Origin of the sequence: Dactylosporangium sp. CS-047395 (genome assembly GCF_050942185.1) — a bacterium.
Taxonomy (GTDB): domain Bacteria; phylum Actinomycetota; class Actinomycetes; order Mycobacteriales; family Micromonosporaceae; genus Dactylosporangium.
In genome coordinates, this window is sequence record NZ_CP192015.1 from 558,904 (window position 1) to 582,640 (window position 23,737).

Here is a 23,737-nt window from a genome sequence, read left to right on the forward strand (position 1 = left end):
TACGGCGCCGGGCCCTCTCGCTGGCCCGACGAGGAGCCGGAGCGTGGCACTACGCCCCCGCAACGTGATCAACCGCCGGGCCGGGACGCGGGTTACGGGTCCGGTACGGGGCGTTTCGACGGATTCGCGGCGGGTCGCACCCCGCGCGCCGAACATCCCGATCAGCGCCCCGAGCCCGGCTCCGGCAACATCTGGGGCGGCGACCGCACCGGTCAGGTCGGCGACCGCACCGGCTCGGTCTACGGCGCCCCGCCCGTCCAGCCCCTCTACGGCGGCGGTCGCGAGCCGATCCCCGGCCCGCAGCGCCCGGAGGACCTGTACAACGCCAGGGCGTACGAACCCGACGAGCGCGCGGGCCGGCGCAAGCTGCCACTGCCCGGCGAGGCTCCGGCCGCACGCAGCGGCGGCGGCCGGCGGACCGCGATCATCCTGGGCGCCGTGGCCGCGGTGGTCATCGGCGCCGGCACCGCGGGCGCGGCCACCTTCCTCGGCGGCGACGACAAGCCCGCCGGCCAGACCCCGGCCGCGCAGGCCCCGGTCGGCGACGGCTCCTCCTCGCCCGCGGGCGGCGGCTCGTCGGCTCCGGCCGGTGCGGTGCCCGGCCCGGCCGAGGGCATCTCGCTGAGCGCGACCGGCGACATCGTCATGGGCATGGCCCCCGGCGGGCTGCCGCCGAACAACGGCAAGGGCTTCTTCGACCCGGTGAAGAAGTACCTCGCGGCCGACTTCCAGATGGGCAACCTCGAGCAGGTCCTGACCGACGACACCGGCGTGGGCAAGTGCTCGGCCGACAGCGCGGGCAAGACGTGCTTCGCGTTCCGGACCCCGCCCGGGTACGTCCAGAACCTCACCGACGCCGGCTTCAAGATGATGAACATGGCCAACAACCACGCCTACGACTACGGCGAGGTCGGCTACAAGAACTCCCAGAAGGCGCTGGACGGCGCCGGCATCAAGTACACCGGCTGGCCGGGCGACATCTCGGTCGGCGAGGCCAAGGGCGTGAAGATCGCCGTGATCGGGTTCGCCTCCTACAAGTGGTCGAACCTCTGCTCCGACCTCGACGCCGCCGAGAAGATCGTCAAGGAGGCCACGACCAAGGCCGACCTGGTGGTCGTGCAGGTGCACATGGGCGCCGAGGGCTCCGACAAGACGCACGCCAAGGACCAGACCGAGATGTTCCTCGGCGAGAACCGCTGCAACCCGGTCGCGTTCAGCCACCGCGTCATCGACGCCGGCGCCGACCTGGTCGTGGGCCACGGCCCGCACGTGATGCGCGCGATGGAGTTCTACAAGGGCCGGCTGATCGCCTACAGCCTGGGCAACTTCGCGGGCTACCGGGCGCTGTCCTACAACGGCACGGTCGGCATCGGCGGCGTGCTCAAGGTGACCCTCCTCGGCGACGGTACGTTCAAGGGCGGCTCGCTGACCGCGACGTACATGGTGTCGCCGGGCCTGCCGCAGCCCGATCCGAAGAAGCAGGCCATCCCGTTCGTCTCCAACCTGACGAAGCAGGACTTCCCGAAGAGCGGAGCGGTCATCGCCCAGGACGGCACAATCACGGCTCCGGCTGCTTAGCGTTTGGTTCCGATAAGTCGGGCGCTGGCGCGCCGCGACTTATCGGAAATTTCGGATAAGCGCTGGTGGTCCGAATCGACCGCCGGGGCTCTTGATTGACCCAAGCCGCGATTGCGCGGCGAGGGCGGCGGAGCAGGGCGTTGAGTGGCGCGGGCATCGGCCGGGTGGCCGACGGGCGGGTCGCTCGATCGGGCGGGCGAGCGGCGCGACGTATTGTCGTGGCGTGACCGAGACCGCGTTGGCGTTGAAGCGGCGGGCGCGGCGGATGGGCCGGGCCCTCGTGACGATCCATCCCGACGCGCACTGTGAGCTCGATTTCACCAGTCCGCTCGAGCTGGCCGTGGCCACGATTCTTTCCGCGCAGTGCACGGACGAGCGCGTGAACCAGGTGACGCCGAAGCTGTTCGCGCGCTATCCGGATGCGGCCGCCTATGCCGGCGCCGACCCGATCGAGATGCAGGAGCTCATCAAGCCGACCGGGTTCTTCCGGAACAAGACCGACTCGCTCATCGGGCTCGGGCAGGCGTTGGTGGAGCGGCACGACGGCGAAGTGCCCGGCACCCTCAATGAACTCGTCGCGCTTCCCGGGATCGGGCGCAAGACGGCCAACGTGATTCTCGGTAACGCCTTCGACGTGCCGGGGATCACGGTCGACACGCATTTCCAGCGGCTGGTCCATCGGTGGCAGTGGACCGAGGAGACCGATCCGGTGAAGATCGAGTTCGCCATTGCGGTGCTGTTTCCACCGCGCGAGTGGACGATGCTCTCGCACCGCATCATTTTTCACGGGCGGCGGGTCTGCCACGCGCGCAAGCCGGCGTGCGGGGCGTGCACCCTGAAGAAAGACTGTCCGTCGTACGGTCTTGGGCCGACCGACGTCGAAAGCGCCATCAAGCTGTTGAAGGGCCCGCGCGCCAACGAACTCGCGGAGCTGGTGCTGTGAAGCGTCTCCTGTCCCTGGCCGCGCTTTTCTCGGTGGCCGTGCTGCTCGCCGCCTGCGCCGCCGAGGTCAAGCCGTCCGCGCCCGATGCGGCGGCGACGTCCGGGCCCCGGTGCATCGAGAAACTGGCGGGTTCGGGGGGCACTGAAGGTACAAAAGCCGGCCCTGCTCTTCCGGCAATGGCGCTTCCGTGCTTTTCCGGCGGCCGGTTCACCGACGTGGCCGACCTCGGCGGGGTGCCGACCGTCGTCAATCTCTGGGCCTCGTGGTGCGAGCCGTGCCGGGAGGAACTGCCGGTGCTGCAGCAGCTCGCGGCCGGCGGCAAGGTGCGCGTGGTCGGCGTCGTGACCAAGGATCGCCACGACCAGGCGCAGTCGGTCATCGATGACAAGAAGCTGACGTTCCCGATGCTGGAGGACCAGGGGCAGCAGTTCGCGATCGCGGCCAGTCCGCTGGTGTCGCGGTCGCTGGTCGCGCTGCCGGCGACGCTGTTCGTGACGGCGGAGGGCCGCATCGCGTACGCGTACCAGGGCAAACCGCTCACCACGGACAAGGTGCGGGAGCTGACGCAGCAGTATCTGGGGGTTTCGGCGTGACCTTGCCCGACTGGTTCGAGCCGCTGCTCACCAACCTGCGCGCGAGCGAGGCGGCCGACTTCACGCGCCTGCCGACGCCGGAGGGTGAGGGGCGGCGGCAGAGCGCCGTGCTCGTGCTGTTCGGCGAGGACCCGGTCACCGGCCCCGACATCCTGCTGCTCCAGCGGGCCGCGACCATGCGCAACCACGCCGGCCAGCCCGCGTTCCCCGGCGGCGCGGTCGATCCGGACGACGCCGACACCGTCGCGTGCGCGCTGCGCGAGGCCGAGGAGGAGGTCGGCCTGGACGCGAGCACCGTCGAGGTCGTGACCACGTTGCCCATGCTGTGGATCCCGGTGAGTAACTTCCTCGTCACGCCGGTCATCGCCTGGTGGCGCGCGCCGCATCCGGTCGGCCCGGCCGATCCGAACGAGGTGGCCCGCGTCGAGCGGCTGCCGATCCGCGAACTGGTCGACCCCGCGAACCGCCTGCGCCTGCGCCACCCCAGCGGCTGGATCGGCCCGGCGTTTCGGATTCACGACATGTTGGTGTGGGGTTTCACCGCGGGCGTGCTCTCTACGCTGCTGGAACTCGGCGGATGGGCGGTGGACTGGCCGACCGGCCGAGTTGAGGAACTGCCGACATCTGGTGCCGCACCTGTACGTTGAATGCGTGTCTGGCAGCGTGATCGATCTAGTCCTTTTGCTCCTCATGGTGATGTTCGCGGTGAACGGATATCGCCAGGGGTTCCTTGTTGGTCTGCTGTCATTCGTCGGCTTCTTCGGCGGTGCGCTGCTCGGCCTCCAGCTCGGCCCGCTGCTGGCCGAGCGCTTCTTCGAGTCCGACCAGGCGCGCGTGGTCATCTCGCTGTCGTTCGTCTTCGGCCTCGCGGTCGCCGGGCAGGCCCTCGCGAGCTTCGTCGGCAACCGGCTGCGCAACGCGATCGTCAGCCGCAACGCCCAGGCCGTCGACAACGCGGGCGGGGCCGTCGTCTCCGTGGTCGCGGTGCTCCTCGTGGTCTGGCTCGTCGCCGCACCCCTGAGCGCCTCGTCGCTGCCCTGGCTGGCCCGCGCGGTCAGCAACTCGATCATCCTGAACGTGGTCGACAAGGCCATGCCCGCGCAGGCCGACGCCCTGTCCGAGGCGCTGCGTGACACCGTCGACACCCGCGGCTTCCCCGACGTGTTCGACGGCCTCTCGCCGACCCGGGTCAAGGAGGTCTCCCCGCCCGACCCGAAGCTCGCCGGCTCGGAGCTGGTCAAGAACTCCAAGAAGTCCGTGGTCAAGGTGCTGGGCCAGGCCCCGAGCTGCTCGCGGCGCATCGAGGGCTCCGGCTTCGTGTACTCCCAGAACCGCGTCATGACCAACGCGCACGTGGTCGCCGGCACGAAGACCGTGAGCGTCCTGGTCGACGGCTCCTCGCGCCCCCTTCCGGCCACGGTCGTCGCCTACGATCCCGAACGCGACATCGCCGTCTTGTACGTCAAGAACCTCACCGCCCCGGTCATGCCCTTCGCCACCAAGAAGGCCGACTCCAACGCGGACGCGATCGTGCTGGGGTATCCGCTCGACGGCCCGTACGACGCGCAGTCCGCCCGCATTCGCGACCACCGCAACATCACCGGCCCCGACATCTACGAGGACGGCAAGGTCACGCGGGAGATCTACACGATCCGCGCCCTGGTACGGTCCGGCAACTCCGGCGGGCCGCTGCTCTCCCCGGAGGGCGAGGTGCTGGGCGTGATCTTCGCGGCGGCGGCTGACGATCCGCAGACCGGGTTCGCGGTTACGGCGGACGAGGCGTCGGTGGTCGCCGAGGCGGGCAAGGCGCACACGGATCCCACGCCTACTGGGAAGTGCGCTTAGTTTTCCCTTGTTCTTGCAGGCCTATCGGTTCCAGCGGCCATTGTTGCGGCGGCGCTGGTGGAACAGGACGCCGCCGGCGCCCAGCGCGGAGATCAGCAGCATCGCGGTGAGGCCGGCGAGTGCGCTGAGCTGGGTGCGGGCCTCGCTGGCGAGTCGCTGCTCCTGGGGCTGGTCCGCGCCGTCAGGCATGGGGGCCGCCCCGCCCGGACGCTGCGACTCGGCTCCTTCGGCCGGCGCCGCGTCCGCGTGCAGCTCGTCGGCCTCGCCCGCTTCGCCCGCTTCACCCGTGGCCGACACCGGCGGGGGTCCGACCTCGGCGAGCGGGTTGCTGTCGACCTCGCCGATGGTGTCGTGGAGGGCGGCGACGGGGTCGACCTCGCCGTAGCCGAAGCGGTCGTCCCGGCCCGCGGGCCCCAGGTCCTTCGCGGTGCCGATCAGCCGGTTGATGACGTTCGCCGCGCTCATCCGCGGGTAGCGCGCCCGCACGAGTGAGGCCGCCCCGGCGACCAGGGGAGTGGCGAAGCTGGTGCCTTGGACGACCCAGTACCCGCCGCCGGGTTTTGCTCCGGTCAAATTCACCGCGGGCGCCGTCAGCACCGTCTCCGGCCCGGTGAGCGACCCGGCCCAGAGCGTCTCCGGCCCGCGCGGACTCGCCGCCCCGAGCCCGGCAACGGCCACGACCCCCGGCTCGCGCGCCGGATACCAGACCTCATGAATCGACGGATCGGTGGCGATGTTGCCGGTGCACGCGACCACGACGACGTCATGCTCCGCGGCGTACCGCAGCGCCTCCGCAATAGCCTCGCTCCGCAGCGCCCCACCGAGCGAAAGGTTGATCACCGACGCGTGATGGTCGACCGCCCAGCGCAGAGCCTTGGCGATGACACCGGGATCGTCGTACTTGTTGGCCTTGTCCAACACCCGGATCGGCAGAATCTTCGCCCCGGGCGCGATGCCCTCGGCGCCGGAATTGTCAGAGTTGCTGCCGGCGATAAGGGCCGCCACAGTCGTACCGTGCCCAACCGGATCGACCATCCCCTGGTCCCCGGCCTTGGGGTCCACGAAGTCGATCCCCGGCAGCACCTGCCCGACCAGATCGGGGTGCTTGGCGTCCACCCCACTGTCGATCACCGCGACGACGACGCCCTTACCGGTCGACACCTTCCACGCATCGCGCGCGTCGAGCGCACTGAGCTGCCACTGCTCACTGCGCGCCTCATCGGCCTGCGCGGCGGGCGCGACCCCGAAGACCCCCACCGAACAGGCGAGCGCCGCCGACAGTCCCAAAACAAGGACACGGCCGGCGGCGCGGGTGACGGAGGTGAGCGCGATGGCCCAATTCTGGACCGCGCCTCCAAATCTGTCAGGCATCTAGCCACACCCTCGCCGAAAGGTGTTCTCGTCCCTCCGCCTCACCCACAGCAACGCCCAACCCGCGCGAACCGCTTGTTCCGACCCTCGGTGACAAAGCGTGCCCACTCCGTGCCGATACCGCACAACGCCCACGCCCCACGACCGCCACGCGAACTTCACCGCCGTTCCACACCCGCCGTCTACCGTTCCGCGCCTGCCGTTCCGCGCCCGCCATCCGCCGTGCCGCGCGCGCGGTGCCGTGCCGTGCCGCGCGCGGTGCCGCGCCGTGCCTCGCGCGCGGTGCCGCGCCGTGCCGCGCGCGCCGTGCCGTGCCGCGTGCCGCGCCGTGCCGCGCGCGCCGTGCCGTGCCGCGTGCCGCGCCGTGCCGCGTGCCGCGCCGTGCCTCGCGCGCCGTGCCGTGCCGCGTGCCGCGCCGTGCCTCGCGCGCCGTGCCGCGCCATGCTTCGCGCGCCGTGCCGCGCCATGCTTCGCGCGCCGTGCCGCGCCATGCTTCGCGCGCCGTGCCGCGCCATGCTTCGCGCGCCGTGCCGTGCCGTGCCGTGCCGTGCCGTGCCGTGCCGTGCCGTGCCGTGCCTCGCGTGCGTGCCGTGCCGCGCCCGCTGTCCGCCGTGCCGTGCGTGCCGTGCCGTGCCTGCCGTGCCGCGCTGTGCCGCGCGCCGTGCCGTGCCTGTCGTGCCGCGCCATCTGCTGTGACCCGTGGACTGGGCGCAGGTCGTGGGCGGGCCGGGCGTCACACAGGGGCGGGGCAGTCGGCGATCTGCATCAAGATGCCGCCTCCCTTCCTGGTCACCAGGCGGGCTCGGCCCGGCGGGAGCGAGCCGAATCGCACGTTCCCAAGCCCCAGGTTCTCCTCCCGATCGCCCGACATGACCAGGACCGGCGAGGCCAGTTCGCGTAGGCGTTGCAGGATCGGCTCGTACAGTGCCCGTCCCACGCCACCGCTGTGCCGGGCGACGATCAGGTGCAGGCCGATGTCGCGCGCCTGGGCGAGGTACGGCAGCAGCGGCGTCAGTGGGTTCACGCCGCCCGACGGCACCAGGTCGTAGTCGTCGACCACGACGAAGCAGTGCGGCCCCGCCCACCAGGTCCGGGTGCGCAGCTGTTCCTCGGTCACGTCCGGGCCCGGCAGGCGGCGCTGCATGTAGTCGGCCACCGAGGCGATGAGGTCGACGGTCTGCTCGGGCCCCGTGCCGTAGCCGATCAGGTGCTCGGACCGCACCGCGCCCAGCAGGCTCCGGCGGTGGTCGATCACCACCAGGCGGGCCTGCTGCGGGGTGAACCGGGTGCTGATGGCCGTGGCCAGGCCGCGCAGCAGGGTCGACTTGCCGCATTCGGCGTCGCCGAGGGCGATGAGGTGCGGCTCGCTCGCGAAGTCGAGGCGCACCGGCTGCAGGTTGGACTCGGCGATGCCGATCGGCAGTGCGAACGGGTTGCCGGGGTCGGCGTCGGCGGCGATCTCGGCGTACGGCACCGAGGCCGGCAGCATCCGCACGGGCCGGGCCGGAGCGCCGGGCCAGGCGTCCGCGATCGCCTCGACGAGTTCGCCGGGCTCGCCGCCGGTCAGCTTGGGCAGGGCCACGAGCATGTGCAGGCCCTCCGGGGTGATGCCGCGCCCGGGCGACTCGGCCGGCACCGCCGTGGCCGCCTTGCGTGGGCCGAGCGAGTCGGACGGGTCGCCGAGCCGGAGTTCCACGCGGGCCCCGAACAGGTCGCGGAAGCTGGGGCGGAAGTCCATCCAGCGCGAGGCGGAGACGATCACGTGGACGCCGTACGACAGTCCGCGCGCGGCCAGGTCCAGCACCACCGGCTCGAGGTCCTCGTAGTCGTTGCGCACGCTCGGCCAGCCGTCGATGACCAGGAACACGTCGCCCCAGCCGTCGTCGGGATTGTCGGCGGCACCGGCCGCGCGCCGCCGCCGGTACGCCGGCATGCCCTCGATGCCGGCCGCGGCGAACTCTCGCTCCCGCGTGGCGAGCACGGTGGCCACCTCGCCGATCGTGCGGCGGACGAGGTCGGTGTCGAGGCGGCCGGCGACCCCGCCGACGTGCGGCAGCCCGCGCAGTCCGGCGAGCTGGCCGCCGCCGAAGTCCAGGCAGTACACCTGGATCTCGACCGGGGTGTGGGTGAGCGCCAGTGCCATGACCAGCGTGCGCAGCGCCACCGACTTGCCGCTCCGCGGGCCGCCGACGACCGCGATGTGCCCCTGCGCGCCGTCGAGCCGGAACCAGAGCGTGTCGCGCCGCTGCTCGAGCGGGTTGTCGACGAGCGCGACGGGAACGTGCAGGGCGCCGTGCAGGTCCGGGTCGGTGACGTGCAGGCCCCGGTCGGGGTCGACGGCCGGCGGCTCGAGCAGCTCGTCCAGCGGCGCGGCGGCGCCCAGCGGGGGCAGCCACACCTGGTGCGCCGGCACGCCCCGGCCGGCCAGCCGGTCGACCACAATGTCGAGCAGGGTCTCGCTCCCCGTTGCCTCGACCGGCTCCGCCTCCTGCTCCGGGACGGGCGGCGGGGGAACGTACTCCGTGCCGTACGACGTCACCACCGGCCGCCCATCGGCGCGCATCGCCGCCACCCGGCTCGCCCGCTGCCACACCCCGCCGACGTAGGCGCCCTTGAACCGGTTCAGTGGCTCGCTGCCCGCCTTGATGATGCCCTGGCCGCTCGGCGTCTTGGGCAGCTCGTACGCGTCCGACACCCCCAGCACCGTCCGCGATTCGAGGGACGTGAAAGTGCGCAGGGCGATCCGGTACGACAAGTGCGTGTCCAACCCGCGCAGCCGCCCCTCCTCCAGGCGCTGGGAGGCGAGCAGCAGGTGGATGCCGAGCGAGCGCCCGACCCGTCCGAGCTGCACGAACAGGTCGATGAAGTCCGGCTTGGCCTCGAGCAGCTCGCTGAACTCGTCGCACACGATGAGCAGGCTGGGCAGCGCCGGCAGCGGCAAGCCGCCGGCCCGGGCCCGTTCGTAGTCGCGGACCGAGTCGTAGCCGCCCGAGCGGCGCAACACCTCCTGGCGCCGGATCACCTCGCCGGTGATCGCGTCGGTCATGCGGTCGACCAGCAGCAGCTCCGTGCGCAGGTTGGAGATGAATGCGGCCACGTGCGGCAGGCGGTCCATCCGGGCGAACGTCGCGCCGCCCTTGTAGTCCACGAGGACGAAGTTGAGCGTCTCCGACGAGTGCGTCGCGGCGAGCCCGAGGACCAGCGTCCGCAGCAGCTCGGACTTGCCGGAGCCGGTTGCCCCGACGAGCAGCCCGTGCGGGCCCGCCCCGCCCTGGGCCGCCTCCTTGAGGTCCAGGTCGACGGGCTGACCGTCGACGTCGAGGCCGATCGCGACCCGCAGCCGGTCGCGCTGCGGCCGCGGCGCCCAGGTGCGCGTGACGTCCAGGGTCTCCGGGTCGCCGATCCCCAGCAGCGCCGCGAAGTCCGGCTCGGCGATCGCCGCGTGGGGGTCGCCGGGTTCGAGCCCGGCCCCGAACGCCAGCCGCAGCGGGGCGAGCCGCCGGGCGATCGCCTCGGACTCGGCCGGTCCGAGGGCGTCGACGACCCCGACCGGTGCCCGCGGCTCGGCGACGTCGTCGTCGGCCGAGATGGTGGTCAGCCGGCCGTCGGCGGGCTGCAGGACGATCGCGGAGCGGTCGAGCAGCCGGGGCGGCTCCCGGTCGAGGTCGATCAGGGTCACCCCGTCGATGCCGCCGTCCGTGCCCAGGTGCGCGCTGCTGGCGAGGTCGGCCCCGTCGAGCACGATCACCAGGTACGGCGTGGCGCCCGCCCCCTCGTCCCGCTCGCCGTCGAAGCGGCCCCGGTCGCGCAGCAGGTCGTCGAGGCCCTGTTCGAGCTCCTTGGCCGTCTCGGCGAACAGCCGGACCGGCCCCACGGCGTCGCGGCGGGTCGGGTGCAGCGCGTGCGGCAGCCACTTCGTCCACTCCCACCAGGCCCGCCGATCCGGTCCCGCGCAGACCGCGACGAGCAGATCCTCGGGCGCGTGGAACACGGTGAGCTGGGCCAGGATCGCCCGCGCCAGGGCCCGCGCCGGATCCTGCTCACCTCCGGCGCCGGCGCGCAGGTGGACGCGGGCGAAGCCGCGCAGCGAGATCGCCACCGGGAGGTCGGGGATCACGGAATACGCGTCGAGGAAGCGCCGCAGGGCCGCTGCGGTCATCGGCTCCAGGTCTTCGAGCGGCCGGGTCATCGGCGGGATGAGCGGAGTGGCGAGAGTCTGCGGTCCGATCGCGACCCGCACCACCCCGAAGTCGCCGTCGCTCGGCCTTCGCTCCCACAACCGGAAGCTGTCGACCGTGGACCACAGCGCGCGGGGGTCGGGATGTCGGTAGTGCAGGCCGATGCGCTGCTTGCTCGCGGTGTCGCGGACCCGGTGCCGGAGCTGGGCCAGGTGCCGCAGGTATTCGCGGCGGGCAGCGATCATCTCGGCCTTCTTCGGCCCGCCGGCACCGGTCGTGAGCAGCATGCCGAGGGTCGAGAAGCCGAAGATGGCCCCGACGACGTAGGAGTAGGTGCCGCCCTCCCGCCCGGCGAAGAGCAGAGCCGTCGCGATGGTGCCGGTCAGCATCGGCACGACCTGCACCAACTGCTGCCAGCGCGACGCGGGCGCCCGCGGCACCTCCGGCGGTGCGTCCACGGCGATCTCCCCGCTCGGGATGTCCGGAGCGGGGCGCCGAGGTGATCTTTTGACGCTGACCGATGTCACGTTGCGGAACTCTAGGCGGACGGTACGACATTTTTTCGACCCCGGAACCGCTCCTTCACTTTGTGCGAATGGCGGCATCGCGGGGACGACGCGGCGCCGGGGACCGTGGTACTCCTGTCGCCATGTCCACCGTCGCGGCCGGTCTGGCCCGCATCACGATCAACGCTCCCAGGAGGCGCGTGGACGTCGCGGTGCCTGATGCGGTACCAGTGGCGGAATTGCTCCCTGAGCTTTTGCAACACGCCGGGAACGGGCTCGCCGACGAGGGCGAACGGCACGGCGGATGGCTCCTGCGCCGCGCCGACGGCACCATGCTGTCCCCAGCCGCGGGGCTGGCCGGGCAGGGCGTGCAGGACGGCGCCGTGCTGCACCTGGTCCCGGCGCTGACGGGCTGGCCCGAGCTCGAATACGACGACGTCGTCGAGGCCATCGCGGCCGACGCGCGCCGCCAGGGAGCCGCCTGGAGCCCGGCCGCGACCCGCGCCACCGCGCTGGGGATCACCGCCACCGGGCTGCTCGTCGCACTCGCCGTGATCGCGCGCGCCGACCTGCCACCAGCGGCCGCGGCGGTTACGGTCGCGCTGTTGCTCTCCGGCATCATTTCGGCTCGTGTGTACGGTGATGCTCTCATCGGCTCCGGCCTGGCCGCATTCGCTCTACCGTTCGCTTTCCTAGCGGGCTGGCTAGCCGCACCCGGACCTGCCACACCGGCCGCGCGGGCGCTGCTCGGATGCGTTGCCGTATTGCTCGCCGCGCTCGTGGCGATCGTCGGTGTCGCCCACCTGGCCCGCCTGTTCGTCGCCGCCGCGACCGCGGGCCTGCTCGGCTCCCTGACGGGCCTGCTGGCGGCCACCACCCGCCCGGTGGCCGCCGCGGCGGTGCTGCTCACCGTCCTCGTGGCGGGCGTGGCCGGGCTGCCGCTGCTGGCCATCCGCCTGGGCGGGCTCCCGATGCCGGTCGCGGCCGATCAGCCCGCGGAGGCGCGGCAGCCGGTGCCGGTCGCGGCCGGGCAGCCCGCGGAGGCACGGCGGCCGGTCTCCGTCGCCCGGGCGGACGAGATTTTGACCGGACAGGTCCAGGGGTTTGCACTGGCCGCCGCCGGGGCGTTCCTGGTCCTCGCGCGGTCCGGCGACGTTTCCGGCACGGTGCTCGTGGCGGTCGCGGCGGCGGCTCTGCTGCTGCGGGCCCGGACGTTCCTGACCGCGCGACAGCGGCTGCCGCTGATCGCGGCGGGGGCTGCCGGTTTCGCGCTGATCGGGCTGTTCGTCCCGGTCGACGCGTGGATCGCGGCCACGCTGGTGCCGTTGATAAGCCTGGCGGCCACCGTCGCGGGCGCCCGCCGGGCCGTCCGTCCGGCGTCGCCCTACCTGGGCCGCGCCGCCGACCTGCTCGACGCGCTGTGCCTGATGGCTATGGTCCCGCTCGCCTGCGCGGTGCTGGGACTCTACGGACTTTTCGGCTGAGGAGGCGCCTGGAAGCTGAGGAGGCCGCGGAAAAGGACAAGCGACGCTAAGGCGTCCATTCAGGTTGCTACCGGTGCCCGGTGCCCGGTGCCCGGTGCCCGGTGCGCGGTGCGCGGTTGTGCGGTGCGCGGTTGTGCGGTGCGCGGTTGTGCGGTGCGCGGTTGTGCGGTGCGCGGTTGTGCGGTGCGCGGTTGTGCGGTGCGCGGATGTGCGGTGCGCGGATGTGCGGTGCGCGGATGTGCGGTGCGCGGATGTGCGGTGCGCGGTTGTGCGGTGCGCGGTTGTGCGGTGCGCGGTTGTGCGGTGCGCGGTTGTGCGGTGCGCGGATGTGCGGTGCGCGGTTGTGCGGAAGGCGTCCGGAAGCTGAGGAGCCATTCCCTGAGCTCGGCTTCGGCGGGGATGAGCGAGCCGGTGCACACCGACGCCATCCGCGCCGCCGGAAAAAGGACAGGCAACGCGAAAGGCGCCCGGGCGGGTTGCTACCGGGCGCCTCGCGGTGGAGCTGCTGGTCAGATCGGGCGGGCGATCGGGGCCACGCCGGGGTCGTGGTACGTGCCGTCGGCGATGGCCTCGGCGTAGCGGCGGCGGGATTCGGCGATCTCCGCCTCCGCCTCGACGCGGCCGACCCAGGTCGCGCCCTCCACGCTCTTGCCGGGCTCAAGGTCCTTGTAGACCTCGAAGAAGTGCTGGATCTCCAGGCGGTCGAACTCGCCGAGGTGGTGGATGTCCCGCAGGTGTTCGAGACGGGGGTCGTCGGCCGGGACGCACAGGACCTTGTCGTCGCCGCCCTTCTCGTCCGTCATGCGGAACATGCCGATCGCCCGGGAGCGGATCAGGCAACCCGGGAAGGTCGGGGACTGCACGAGCACGAGTGCGTCGAGCGGGTCCTCGTCCTGGCCGAGCGTGCCCTCGATGTAGCCGTAGTCCGCCGGGTACTGCGTCGAGGTGAACAGCGTCCGGTCCAGCCGGATCCGACCGGTCGCGTGGTCAACCTCGTACTTGTTGCGCTGACCCTTGGGGATTTCGACCGTGACGTCGAAGTCCATCTGACGACTCCTCACCCTCGCACCGCTGCGCCTGCCATTAGTCTTCCGTACGGCACGCCGGCGCGGTACGGGGAGGGTCAGATGGCGAGGGAAACACCACAACGAGGCTTGATCGCCAGCATCGTCGCGGTGGTTGTCGCGCTCGGGCTGGCCGTTTCCGCCTTGGTCGCCGGGACCGAGATCGTCAACGGGCTGGGGCTGGCGGGCGGGCAGAAGACGCACTGGACGGACGGCCGCGCGCCGGCCGCGCCGCCGCCGGTGCTCGCCGCGATGGACAGCCAGGCCCCGATGCCGACCAAGGACGGGGTGACCTCGGCGCTCCAAGCGCTGCTGACGGTGCCGCAGCTCGGGCCGCACATCACCGCTTCCGTGGTCGACGTGTCGACCGGCGAGACGATCTACTCGTCGGAACCGGACGCGGCGATGACCCCGGCGTCGACGACCAAGCTGGTGACCGCGGCGGCGGCGCTGGCGGCGCGCGGGCCGGCGTACCGGATCGAGACCAAGGTCGTCGCGGGTGCGCAGCCGGGCGAGGTGGTGCTGGTGGCCGGGGGCGATCCGACGCTCGCGGTCTTCCCGACCTCCCTACTACCCGGGCGCGGCGCGGATCGACGACCTCGCCAAGCAGGTCAAGGAGGCACTGGGCGGCCAGGCGCCGACCAAGGTCACCTACGACGTCAGCGTCTACACCGGGTCCGGCATCGGGCCCGCCTGGGACGCCGACGCCACGACCGGCGGCTCCGGGGCCGTGATGACGCCGATCATGACCGAGGGTGGACGAGTCAAGTCCCAGAAATACGCGCAGCGGTACCCGAAGCCGGATCTGCAGGCGGCGCAGGCGTTTGCGGGGGCACTGGGAGTACCGACGAATGCGGTTGCGGTTGGAAATGCTCCCCAGGGCGCCAAGGAATTGGGCAAGGTGGAGTCCGCACCGATGGCGCGGATGGTCGAATTCATGCTGCAGGAGAGCGACAACGTGCTCGCCGACGCGCTCGCGCGGCAGGTCGCGCTGGCCAAGAACCAGCCGGCCTCGTTCGAGGGCGGCGCGGCGGCGACCAAGGCGGTCCTGGAGGAGCTGGGCCTTCCGACGACCGGGTACGGGCTGGTCGACGGCAGCGGCTTCTCCCGCAACGACCGGCTGTCCCCGGCCCTGCTCACCGCGATCCTCGCGATGGCCGCGCGGGCGGACCGCGCCGACCTGCACTCGATCTTCAGCGGGCTGCCGGTGGCGGCGTACTCGGGGACGCTGAGCACCCGGTACCTCAAGTCGGACCAGGGCGGATCGGCGGCCGGCATGGTGCGCGCCAAGACCGGCACGCTGACCGGCGTCAATTCGCTGGCCGGGGTCGTGGTGGACGCCGACGGGCGGACGCTCGCGTTCGCGTTCATGGCCGACCAGACCACGAACGCGGATCAGGCGGTTGTCGCCCTTGACAGAGTCGCCGCAGCTCTCGCCGCGTGTGGATGCCGCTGAGCAGTCCTCCGGTGACGCTGGGTCGATCAGGGGATACTCAGGGTTCGCACCTCCGGCGGCGGTGGTCCCGCGCGGGTACGGTTGGTCCATGGCGCAGTTCGTCGATTGGGATCTGGCCGCAGCAACCGCCGCGGCGCTGGGCAAGAGCGGCCCCGCGGTGTCATACGAGGAGGCCGCGGACGCTGTAACCGACCTGCGCGGCCTGGCCGAAGAGGCCTCCGGGCACGTCACCGAGTTCACCGGCCTGAAGGCCATGATCCAGGGTCCGCCGGTTCGCGTGGTGGACCGTCGAGACTGGGCCGCCACCAACATCGCGGGCCTGCGCGAGGTCATCCAGCCGCTGGCCGAGCGGCTGGCGGGCGGCAAGCCACCGGGTGCGATCGTCGGCGCGATCGGCTCGCGCTTCACCGGCGTGCAGGCCGGCACGGTGCTGGCGTACCTGTCCGGCAAGGTCCTCGGCCAGTACGAGGTCTTCTCCGCCGACCCCGGCCAACTCCTGCTCGTCGCGCCGAACATCGTCGAGGCCGAGCGCAAGCTGGGCGCCGACTCGCGCGACTTCCGCCTCTGGGTGTGCCTGCACGAGGTCACCCACCGCGTCCAGTTCACCGGCGTGCCGTGGATGCGCGGCTACTTTCTGGGCGAGGTCGGCGCGTTCGTCGACGCCTCCCAGCTCAACCAGGACCAGCTCGCCGAGCGCGTCCGCCGCGGGGTGAGCGCGCTGGCCGACGTGGTCCGCGACCCCGACAGCCGGGTTTCGGTGCTGGATCTCGTACAGACGCCGGGCCAGAAGGCGGTGCTCGATCGCCTCACGGCGCTGATGACGGTGCTGGAGGGGCACGCCGAGTTCGTGATGGACGGCGTCGGCCCCGACGTGGTACCGACGGTGGAGGACATCCGCTCCAAGTTCAACCGCCGCCGCGAGGCGGGCAACCCGCTGGACCGCGTCCTGCGCAAGCTCCTCGGCGTCGAGGTCAAGATGCGCCAGTACGCGGAAGGCCGCAAGTTCGTCCACGCTGTCGTCGAGCGCGTGGGCATGGAGCGCTTCAACCGGATCTGGCAGTCGCCGCTGACCATTCCGCGCCTCAACGAGCTCGGCGACCCCGACGCCTGGATCGTGCGCGTGCTGGGGGCGAGCGCGCTGAGCCGACCGGTGCAGGTGCCGCCGTCCTCGATCGCCGCCCCGACCGCCGCCGCGGTGGTCGAGCAGCCGCCGGCCCCCGTGCCGACGGTGCCGGAGCCGGTCGACGAGGCGGCCGCCGAAGCGGGCGTCGCCGAGGCGACCGAGGTGGCCGGACTGACGTCGGAGGAGTCCGCCGCGGTTGTGGCTCCTTCTGCGGTACCGCCCGGCTTCGTCCCCGCCGACGCCTCTCCCACGCCCACCGACTTCACGACCGCGACTCCTGCGTCCACCGCTTCCTCCACGGCCGCGACTCCTGCGGCTGGTGCGACTGCTGCGTCCGATGTGGACGACGAGCCGGCCGAGATCGAGCCGGGTCCGCCGGCGTCGGCGCGGGTGGACGAGGACGGCGAGCCGGAGCTGTCGGCCGAGCGGAGCGAGACGGCGGCCGAGGCGCGGCTGGACGCTCCCGAGCCGATCGGCGCCTTCGAACCGGGGGAGGCGATGAACGTGGCCGAGACCTCGGACACCAACGTCGCCGCCACCACACCGGTGCCGGATGCCGAGCCGCCCACCCCGTCCGGCTGGACGACCACGGCCGACTCGGACTCGTCGGCGGCCTCGGCGAGCGGCGATCCGGCTTCCGGCCCGATCGGCGCGTTCCAACCGGGCGAGGCGATGAAGGCGGCCGAAACCGCGACCGACACCGGCGCGGGCGACACGTCCACGGCGGGCCATTCCGCGGCGACCGACGCTGCGGCGGGCGATTCCGTGGCGGGCGGTTCTGCGGTGGGCGATTTCGCGACGGGCGACACTGCGGCGAACGATTCCGTGGCGGGCGGCACTGCGGTGGGCGATTTCGCGACGGGCGAGACTGCGGTGGGCGATTTCGCGACGGGCGGTTCTGTGGCAGACGAATCTGCGGTAGGCGGTTCTGCGGCGGGCGACAGCGGGGTGGGCGAAGCGAAGACCGGCGACGACGAGGGTCCAGCCAGGCCCGTCGGCAGCGGCTGATCGGGTGGCGAGCCTGGCGCCGGCGGTTGCCGCCGTACGAAATGCCGTGCGGCGCAGTCTCGGCGGTCCCGCTCGCGCCACGACCAGCGGTCCGGTGGAGGCCGGCACCGCAGCTCCGAGCTCCCGATCGGCGGCGTCCGCGGCAAGCCCGCGGTCACTGAAGCCGACCACGGCGATGGCGGCCCAGGCCGACACGCCGCCGATCGGGAGCCCGGCTACCGAATCCGGCCCATCCGCCGCCCGACTCGCGGCGGTGGCGCGCGATGCCGTCCTGCACGATGAGCGTTCCGTCCGCGATGAGCGTTCCGTCCGAGATGGGCGGTCCGTCGGAGATGAGCGATCCGTCGAGGGCGTGCTCGGGGATGCGCGCGCGGGTGAGCAATCCAGCCAAGGCGTGCTCGGGGATGCGCGCGAGGGTGAGCGGTCCAACCAGAGCGTGCTGGGTGGGGTGCCGCGGCGGGTGGTGGCGGGGGACACGGTGCTCGTGGCCTGTTCGGGTGGGGCCGACTCGCTCGCGTTGGCGGTGGCGGCGTTGTTCGTGGCGCGGCGGATCGGGGTTCGGTGCGGGCTGGTGACCGTCGACCATCGGCTGCAGGACGGCTCCGGGGATCGGGCGGCGGAGTTGGCGGACTGGGCGGTGGAGCGGGGGTTTTCGCCGGTACAGGTGCGGAGTGTGCGGGTCGGTGGTTCCGGCGGGCCCGAAGCGGCCGCTCGGGAAGCTCGGTATGCCGCGTTGGAGGCAGCCGCCGTTGAACATGGGGCGGTCATGGTGCTGCTCGGGCACACGCGGGACGATCAGGCTGAGACCGTGTTGCTCGCGCTCGCGCGCGGGTCGGGGCCGCGCGGGCTGGCCGGTATGCCGGAGCGGCGGGTGCGGAACGGGGTGTTGTTTGTTCGGCCGTTGCTCGATGTCAGTCGAGCCGAAACGCGGGCGGCCTGTGCGGCCGAGGGGCTGACCGTTTGGGACGATCCGCACAACGTTGACGTCGCCTATGCGCGGTCGCGGGTTCGGCCGCTTGTTGCGGCGCTCGGGGAGGGTGTGGTTGACAACCTCGCTCGTACCGCTCGGTTGATCGGGGCTGACTCCGCGTTTCTCGACGGGCTGGCGGCCGACGCGCTCGCCAAGGCCGTTACGGAGGGTGGCGGGCTGGCGGTTGCCGAGCTGGAGCGGATGCCGGGGCCGATTCGCACGCGGGTGCTGCACGCGTGGGCGTTGGGGCTGGGGGCGCCGGGGACCGATTTGTCGTACCGGCATGTGGAGGCTCTGGAACAACTGATCGTGCGCTGGCATGGTCAGGGGGCGGTCGCGCTGCCCGGCGGGCTTTCGGTGTCGAGGACGGGCGGGCAGTTGCGCGGCTGAGGAGGGCCGGCGGCTGGAGGTCGAGGCACATGGGGTACCAAATCCGGCGCACTTCGGTTTTTGCTCCTCGGGGTGTGGTGGCGACCAGCCAGAGTCTCGCGTCGTCGGCCGGGCTGGCCGTGCTGCGGCGCGGTGGGAACGCGGTCGACGCGGCCATCGCCACGGCTGTCGCACTCACCGTGGTGCAGCCGGGGTCCAACGACATCGGCGGGGATCTCTTCGCGCTGGTGTGGGACGGGGAGCGGCTGCATGGGCTGAACGCGTCCGGTCGCTCTCCGCAGTTGCTGACGCGGGAGCTGGTGCTCGAGCGGGCGACCCACCCGACCGCGGGACTCGGTGAACCGACCATGCCGGCGCGTGGGTGGCTGCCGGTCACGGTGCCGGGCGCGCCGGCCGGGTGGCGGGATTTGCACGCGCGGTTCGGGTCGCTGCCGTTCGCCGCATTGTTCGAGGACGCCGTGCAGTACGCCGAGCACGGTTACCCGGTGTCATCGCACGTCGCCGCCGGGTGGCGGATCGCGGCCGAGCGCGAGCATTCGAAACTGCACGGGGACGAGTTCGCGGAGTGGTCGCGCGTGTTCACGTTCGGCGGGCGGGCGCCGCGGGCGGGTGAGCGATGGCGCAATCCCGACGCCGCGCGAACGTTGCGCCGGATTGCGCGTACGAACGGCGACGACTTCTATCACGGCGACATCGCGCAGGCGATCGTCGCGCATTCCGAGCGGACCGGCGGGCTGCTGCGCGCGAATGACCTGGCCGCGCACACTTCGGCGTGGGTCGATCCGATTGCCGTTTCGTACCGCGGGCACGAAATCTGGGAGCTGCCGCCCAACGGGCAGGGCATCGCGGCGCTCATCGCGCTCGGCGTGCTGGACGGGCTCGCGTCGGCATCGCTGCACGAGCAGATCGAGGCGGTCAAGCTCGGGTTCGCGGACGCGCACGCGTATGTGGCCGATCCCTCGCTCGACGGGCCGGTGCGCGAGCTGCTCACCGCGGACTATCTGGCCGGGCGGCGCGCGCTGATCGGGGAGCGGGCCGGGCGCCATCCGGCGGGCGAGCCGCGCAAGGGCGGCACCGTGTATTTGTGCACGGCCGATGCGCAAGGGCGGATGGTGAGCCTGATCCAGTCGAACTTCATGGGGTTCGGCTCGCACGTCGTGCCGCCCGGGACCGGCTTCTCGCTGCAGGATCGCGGGTACGGGTTCGTGCTCGAGGAGGGTCACCCGAACGTGGTCGGACCGGGCAAACGGCCGTACCACACGATCATTCCGGCTTTTCTGACCAGAGGTGGGGCGCCGGTCGGGCCGTTCGGCGTGATGGGCGGCCACATGCAGCCGCAGGGGCATGTCCAGGTGGTGCTCGCGACGGTGGACGCGCGGCTGGATCCGCAGGAGGCGCTCAACCGCCCGCGGTGGTACTGGCACCGCGGGCAGGAGGTGCTCGTCGAGCCGGAACTGGCCGGCCAGGTCGACGGGCTGCGACGCAAGGGTCACGCGGCGTCGGTTTCACCGGCGCCGGACGTGTTCGGGATGGGGCAGGCGATCTGGCGCACGCCGGCCGGCTTCGTGGCGGGCTCGGAGCCGCGCGCGGACGGGCAGGCGATGGGGTACTGACGAGCCGAGACGGGTTTCTCATCCGAGCGACCCCCCGTCGATCCGGCACCGGGGATAGTGCAGGCTTGTCGCATGGCCGACGGCACCACCTGGCATTCGTCCGACATCGACCACGTCATCGTCAGTGAGGAGCAGATCCGCGACAAGACCGCGGAGCTCGCCAAGCAGGTCGCGGCCGATCACGCGAACGCTGAGTCGATCCTGCTGGTGGGCGTGCTCAAGGGCGCGGTCATGTTCATGGCGGACTTCGCGCGGGCGCTCGGGCGGGTCGGGCCGCCGGTGGAGCTCGAGTTCATGGCGGTCTCGTCGTACGGGCAGGGGACCACGTCGTCGGGCGTGGTGCGGATTCTGAAGGACCTCGACCGGGACATCGCCGGGCGCCACGTGGTCGTCGTGGAGGACATCGTCGACTCCGGGCTGACGCTGTCGTGGCTGCTCAAGTACCTGGAGAGCCGCTCTGCGGCCCGGGTCGACGTGGTGGCGCTGCTGCGCAAGCCCGACGCCCTCAAGGTCAACATCCCGGTCCGGTACGTCGGATTCGACATCCCGAGCGAGTTCGTGGTCGGATACGGGCTCGATTACGCCGAGCGCTACCGGGACCTGCCGTTCGTCGGAGTTCTGAAGCCCTCCGTGTACGGACGCGGCTGACCAGCACTTTCGGCGGAACTTTCCTGAGAGTCTGCTGAGAGCCCATCCTCCCCGGCCGACGCCGATCCGCGTCTGTCGGTGCCACGGTGTACCGTCAAATGGTCGCAAGCGTCAACTGAGCCCATACCTTGGCGGCGCTTTCGACACCGCGTCGGAAAGTGGGTCCGGCGCGGTTGACGGCCTTACGGATGGAGGGGCCGGGCGCCGCGGCGTCCGACGACAACATGGAACGTACCCGTTTGTTCCGCCGGCCGGTGGTCTGGATCCTTCTGGTGATCATCGGTGCCATCGTGCTCAGTTCCTTCTTCACTTCCGGCCCGAGCTACACCAAGGCGGACACGTCCGTCGTGCTCGCGGAACTTCGCAACGGCAACGCGAAGAAGGCTGTGATCCAGGACAAGGAGCAGACGCTCAACCTCGATCTCAAGACCAAGATCAAGGTCAAGGGCACGGAAACCAACAAGATCCAGGGCCAGTTCTCCTCGCAGAGCGCTGACGATCTGCAGACCGAGCTGAGCACCCTGCAGTCGCAGGGCAAGCTCCCGGACGGCTACAACGTCAACGTCACCCAGGACAACATCTTCATCAGCCTGCTGATCAACCTGCTCCCGATCGCGGTGCTGGTGGTCCTCCTGCTGCTGTTCATGTCGCAGATGCAGGGCGGCGGCTCCCGGGTGCTCAACTTCGGCAAGTCCAAGGCGAAGCTCATCTCCAAGGACACCCCGAAGACGACGTTCGCCGATGTCGCCGGCTCGGACGAGGCGGTCGAGGAGCTCCACGAGATCAAGGACTTCCTGCAGGCGCCGGCCAAGTACCAGGCCCTCGGCGCCAAGATCCCGAAGGGCGTGCTGCTCTACGGGCCGCCCGGAACCGGTAAGACGCTGCTCGCGAGGGCCGTCGCCGGCGAGGCGGGTGTGCCGTTCTACTCGATCTCCGGCTCGGACTTCGTCGAGATGTTCGTCGGTGTCGGTGCCTCCCGCGTCCGCGACCTGTTCGAGCAGGCCAAGTCCAACGCGCCGGCCATCGTCTTCGTCGACGAGATCGACGCCGTCGGCCGCCACCGCGGCGCCGGCATGGGCGGCGGTCACGACGAGCGCGAGCAGACGCTCAACCAGCTGCTCGTCGAGATGGACGGCTTCGACACCAAGGGCGGCGTCATCCTGATCGCCGCGACCAACCGGCCCGACATCCTCGACCCCGCGCTGCTGCGCCCGGGCCGCTTCGACCGCCAGATCGCGGTCGACCGGCCGGACATGGAGGGCCGCAAGGCGATCCTCCGGGTGCACGCCAAGGGCAAGCCGTTCACGCCCGACGTCGACCTCGACTCGGTCGCCCGGCGCACGCCCGGCTTCACCGGTGCCGACCTGGCCAACGTGATCAACGAGTCGGCGCTGCTGGCCGCCCGCAACGACAAGCGGGCGATCACCAACGACTACCTCGAAGAGGCCATCGACCGGGTCATCGCCGGCCCGGAGCGGCGCACGCGGGTTATGAGCGAGCACGAGAAGAAGGTCACGGCGTACCACGAGGGTGGCCACGCGCTCGTCGCCTGGGCGCTGCCCCACTCAGCGCCGGTGCACAAGGTGACCATCCTGTCCCGCGGCCGCTCGCTGGGCCACACGCTGGTCCTGCCGACCGAGGACAAGTACACCCAGACCCGCTCCGAGATGATCGACACGCTGGCCTACGCGCTGGGTGGTCGCGCCGCCGAGGAGCTCGTCTTCCACGAGCCGACCACCGGCGCCGGCAACGACATCGAGAAGGCGACCGCGCTCGCCCGCTCGATGATCACGGAGTACGGCATGAGCGCCAAGCTCGGCGCCGTGAAGTACGGCACCGGCGACGGCGAGCCGTTCCTGGGCCGCACGATGGGCCACGAGCGGGACTACTCCGAGAAGGTCGCGGCCGAGATCGACGGCGAGATGCGCGGCCTGATCGAGATCGCGCACGACGAGGCGTGGGAGATCCTGGTCGAATACCGTGACGTGCTCGACAGCATCGTCGAGGAGCTCATGGAGAAGGAGACCATCTCCCAGGCCGACATGACCCGGATCTGCGCCCGCGTCGTCAAGCGGCCGCCGATGGCGCCGTACAGCGGCAACGGCCGTCGCCGGCGCGCGAGCGAGGCCGGCGCGAACGGCTCCGAGGTCAACCAGCCGACCGGCTTCGGTGGGGACGACCACGTCCGCATCGGCGGCGGCGAGACCCCGGACGGCACGCACTGAGCGAGTTCAGCGGCACCGAGCCCGACACCGACAACGGTGCCGGGCTCGTTGCCGACCGGGAGCTTGATCACGTGGCCGCCCGCCTGGTCAGCGGCAAGCTGGGCGGCGTCGAGGTCGAACGCAACGTCGACCTCAAGCGCATCGAGAACGCGGTGCGGGAGATCCTGATCGCGATCGGCGAGGACCCCGAGCGCGACGGCCTGCGCAAGACCCCGGCCCGCGTCGCGCGCGCGTACGCAGAGCTCTTCGCCGGCCTCCGCGTCGAGCCGGCGCAGGTGCTCAGCACGACCTTCGAGGCCGACCACGAGGAGCTCGTGCTCGTGCGGGACATCGAGGTCCAGTCCATGTGCGAGCACCACCTGCTGCCGTTCCACGGGGTCGCGCACATCGGCTACATCCCCGGCACCGACGGCCGCATCACGGGCCTGTCGAAGCTCGCCCGGCTGGTCGAGGTCTACGCCCGGCGCCCGCAGGTGCAGGAGCGGCTGACCTCGCAGATCGCCGACCTGCTGCAGAGCCAGCTGAACCCGCGCGGCGTGATCGTGGTCATCGAGTGCGAGCACATGTGCATGTCGATGCGCGGCATTCAGAAGGGCGGCTCCCGCACGATCACTTCGGCGGTGCGCGGCTTGCTGCGCGATGACGCGAAGTCTCGTTCTGAGGCTATGGCGTTGATTCTGCACAGTTAGAGGTTTCGTTGGTACTTCCTGTGCCATAACGGCTCGGCTTGCTCCCCCTGCGC

At 71.5% G+C, this 23,737-nt stretch carries 14 protein-coding genes and 3 pseudogenes; 14 read left to right on the forward strand and 3 right to left on the reverse strand.

What is annotated here, in order from left to right; all coding sequences use genetic code 11:
- Positions 1-372: 372 nt before the first annotated feature.
- The 5 genes from ACQP00_RS02585 (at position 373) to ACQP00_RS02605 (ending at position 4,959) form a co-directional block, all read left to right on the forward strand.
- Complete coding sequence (locus tag ACQP00_RS02585; protein ID WP_433223640.1) at positions 373-1,578, forward strand: CapA family protein; 1,206 nt, start codon at positions 373-375, stop codon at positions 1,576-1,578.
- 265 nt (positions 1,579-1,843) lie between these two features.
- Positions 1,844-2,521: an endonuclease III gene (nth, locus tag ACQP00_RS02590; RefSeq protein ID WP_433223642.1), complete on the forward strand. Its 678-nt coding sequence runs from the start codon at positions 1,844-1,846 to the stop codon at positions 2,519-2,521.
- Positions 2,522-2,553: 32 nt separating this feature from the next.
- Complete coding sequence (locus ACQP00_RS02595; protein WP_433213764.1) at positions 2,554-3,114, forward strand: TlpA family protein disulfide reductase; 561 nt, start codon at positions 2,554-2,556, stop codon at positions 3,112-3,114.
- Positions 3,111-3,761: an NUDIX hydrolase gene (locus tag ACQP00_RS02600; protein WP_433213767.1), complete on the forward strand. Its 651-nt coding sequence runs from the start codon at positions 3,111-3,113 to the stop codon at positions 3,759-3,761. The genes ACQP00_RS02595 and ACQP00_RS02600 overlap by 4 nt, the downstream gene beginning before the upstream one ends.
- Before the next feature lie 49 nt (positions 3,762-3,810).
- Positions 3,811-4,959, forward strand: a complete 1,149-nt coding sequence (locus ACQP00_RS02605; RefSeq protein WP_433223644.1) for a MarP family serine protease — start codon at positions 3,811-3,813, stop codon at positions 4,957-4,959.
- A gap of 21 nt (positions 4,960-4,980) precedes the next feature.
- Here ACQP00_RS02605 and mycP read toward each other — a convergent pair whose 3' ends face one another.
- On the reverse strand, positions 4,981-6,330 hold the full coding sequence (gene mycP / locus ACQP00_RS02610) for a type VII secretion-associated serine protease mycosin (protein WP_433213770.1): 1,350 nt from the start codon (positions 6,328-6,330) through the stop codon (positions 4,981-4,983).
- Between the two features lie 733 nt (positions 6,331-7,063).
- Entirely contained in the window at positions 7,064-11,035 is a 3,972-nt protein-coding gene (gene eccCa, locus ACQP00_RS02615) for a type VII secretion protein EccCa (protein ID WP_433213773.1), read from the reverse strand.
- Positions 11,036-11,157: 122 nt separating this feature from the next.
- Between eccCa and eccD the strand changes: the two genes are divergently transcribed.
- Together eccD and ACQP00_RS02625 are read left to right on the forward strand one after the other, a co-directional pair.
- Positions 11,158-12,498, forward strand: coding sequence for a type VII secretion integral membrane protein EccD (gene eccD / locus ACQP00_RS02620; RefSeq protein WP_433213776.1), 1,341 nt, complete (start codon positions 11,158-11,160; stop codon positions 12,496-12,498).
- A gap of 101 nt (positions 12,499-12,599) precedes the next feature.
- A pseudogene (locus ACQP00_RS02625) lies at positions 12,600-12,803 on the forward strand (pentapeptide repeat-containing protein); the annotation flags it as partial.
- Positions 12,804-13,007: 204 nt separating this feature from the next.
- Here ACQP00_RS02625 and ACQP00_RS02630 read toward each other — a convergent pair.
- Entirely contained in the window at positions 13,008-13,544 is a 537-nt protein-coding gene (locus tag ACQP00_RS02630) for an inorganic diphosphatase (RefSeq protein WP_433055607.1), read from the reverse strand.
- Positions 13,545-13,625: 81 nt separating this feature from the next.
- On the opposite strand from ACQP00_RS02630, the pseudogene dacB reads away from it, so the two are divergent.
- From dacB to folE, 7 genes and pseudogenes are all read left to right on the forward strand, one after another.
- Positions 13,626-15,018, forward strand: a pseudogene (gene dacB, locus ACQP00_RS02635) (D-alanyl-D-alanine carboxypeptidase/D-alanyl-D-alanine endopeptidase).
- Between the two features lie 88 nt (positions 15,019-15,106).
- Positions 15,107-16,147 (forward strand): annotated as a pseudogene (locus ACQP00_RS02640) (zinc-dependent metalloprotease); the annotation flags it as partial.
- 1,177 nt (positions 16,148-17,324) lie between these two features.
- On the forward strand, positions 17,325-18,509 hold the full coding sequence (tilS, locus tag ACQP00_RS02645) for a tRNA lysidine(34) synthetase TilS (RefSeq protein ID WP_433213779.1): 1,185 nt from the start codon (positions 17,325-17,327) through the stop codon (positions 18,507-18,509).
- A gap of 77 nt (positions 18,510-18,586) precedes the next feature.
- Positions 18,587-20,122 carry a gamma-glutamyltransferase family protein gene (locus tag ACQP00_RS02650; protein ID WP_433213782.1) on the forward strand — a complete coding sequence of 512 codons (1,536 nt, stop codon included), beginning with the start codon at positions 18,587-18,589 and terminating at the stop codon, positions 20,120-20,122.
- Between the two features lie 72 nt (positions 20,123-20,194).
- Entirely contained in the window at positions 20,195-20,770 is a 576-nt protein-coding gene (hpt, locus tag ACQP00_RS02655) for a hypoxanthine phosphoribosyltransferase (protein WP_433213785.1), read from the forward strand.
- A gap of 224 nt (positions 20,771-20,994) precedes the next feature.
- A complete protein-coding gene (gene ftsH, locus ACQP00_RS02660) occupies positions 20,995-22,995 on the forward strand; it encodes an ATP-dependent zinc metalloprotease FtsH (RefSeq protein ID WP_433213788.1) in 2,001 nt (666 codons plus the stop codon).
- The gene (gene folE, locus ACQP00_RS02665; protein WP_433223646.1) at positions 22,992-23,684 is read left to right on the forward strand and encodes a GTP cyclohydrolase I FolE; all 693 of its coding nucleotides are present in this window, start codon (positions 22,992-22,994) and stop codon (positions 23,682-23,684) included. The genes ftsH and folE overlap by 4 nt, the downstream gene beginning before the upstream one ends.
- Positions 23,685-23,737 lie beyond the last annotated feature (53 nt).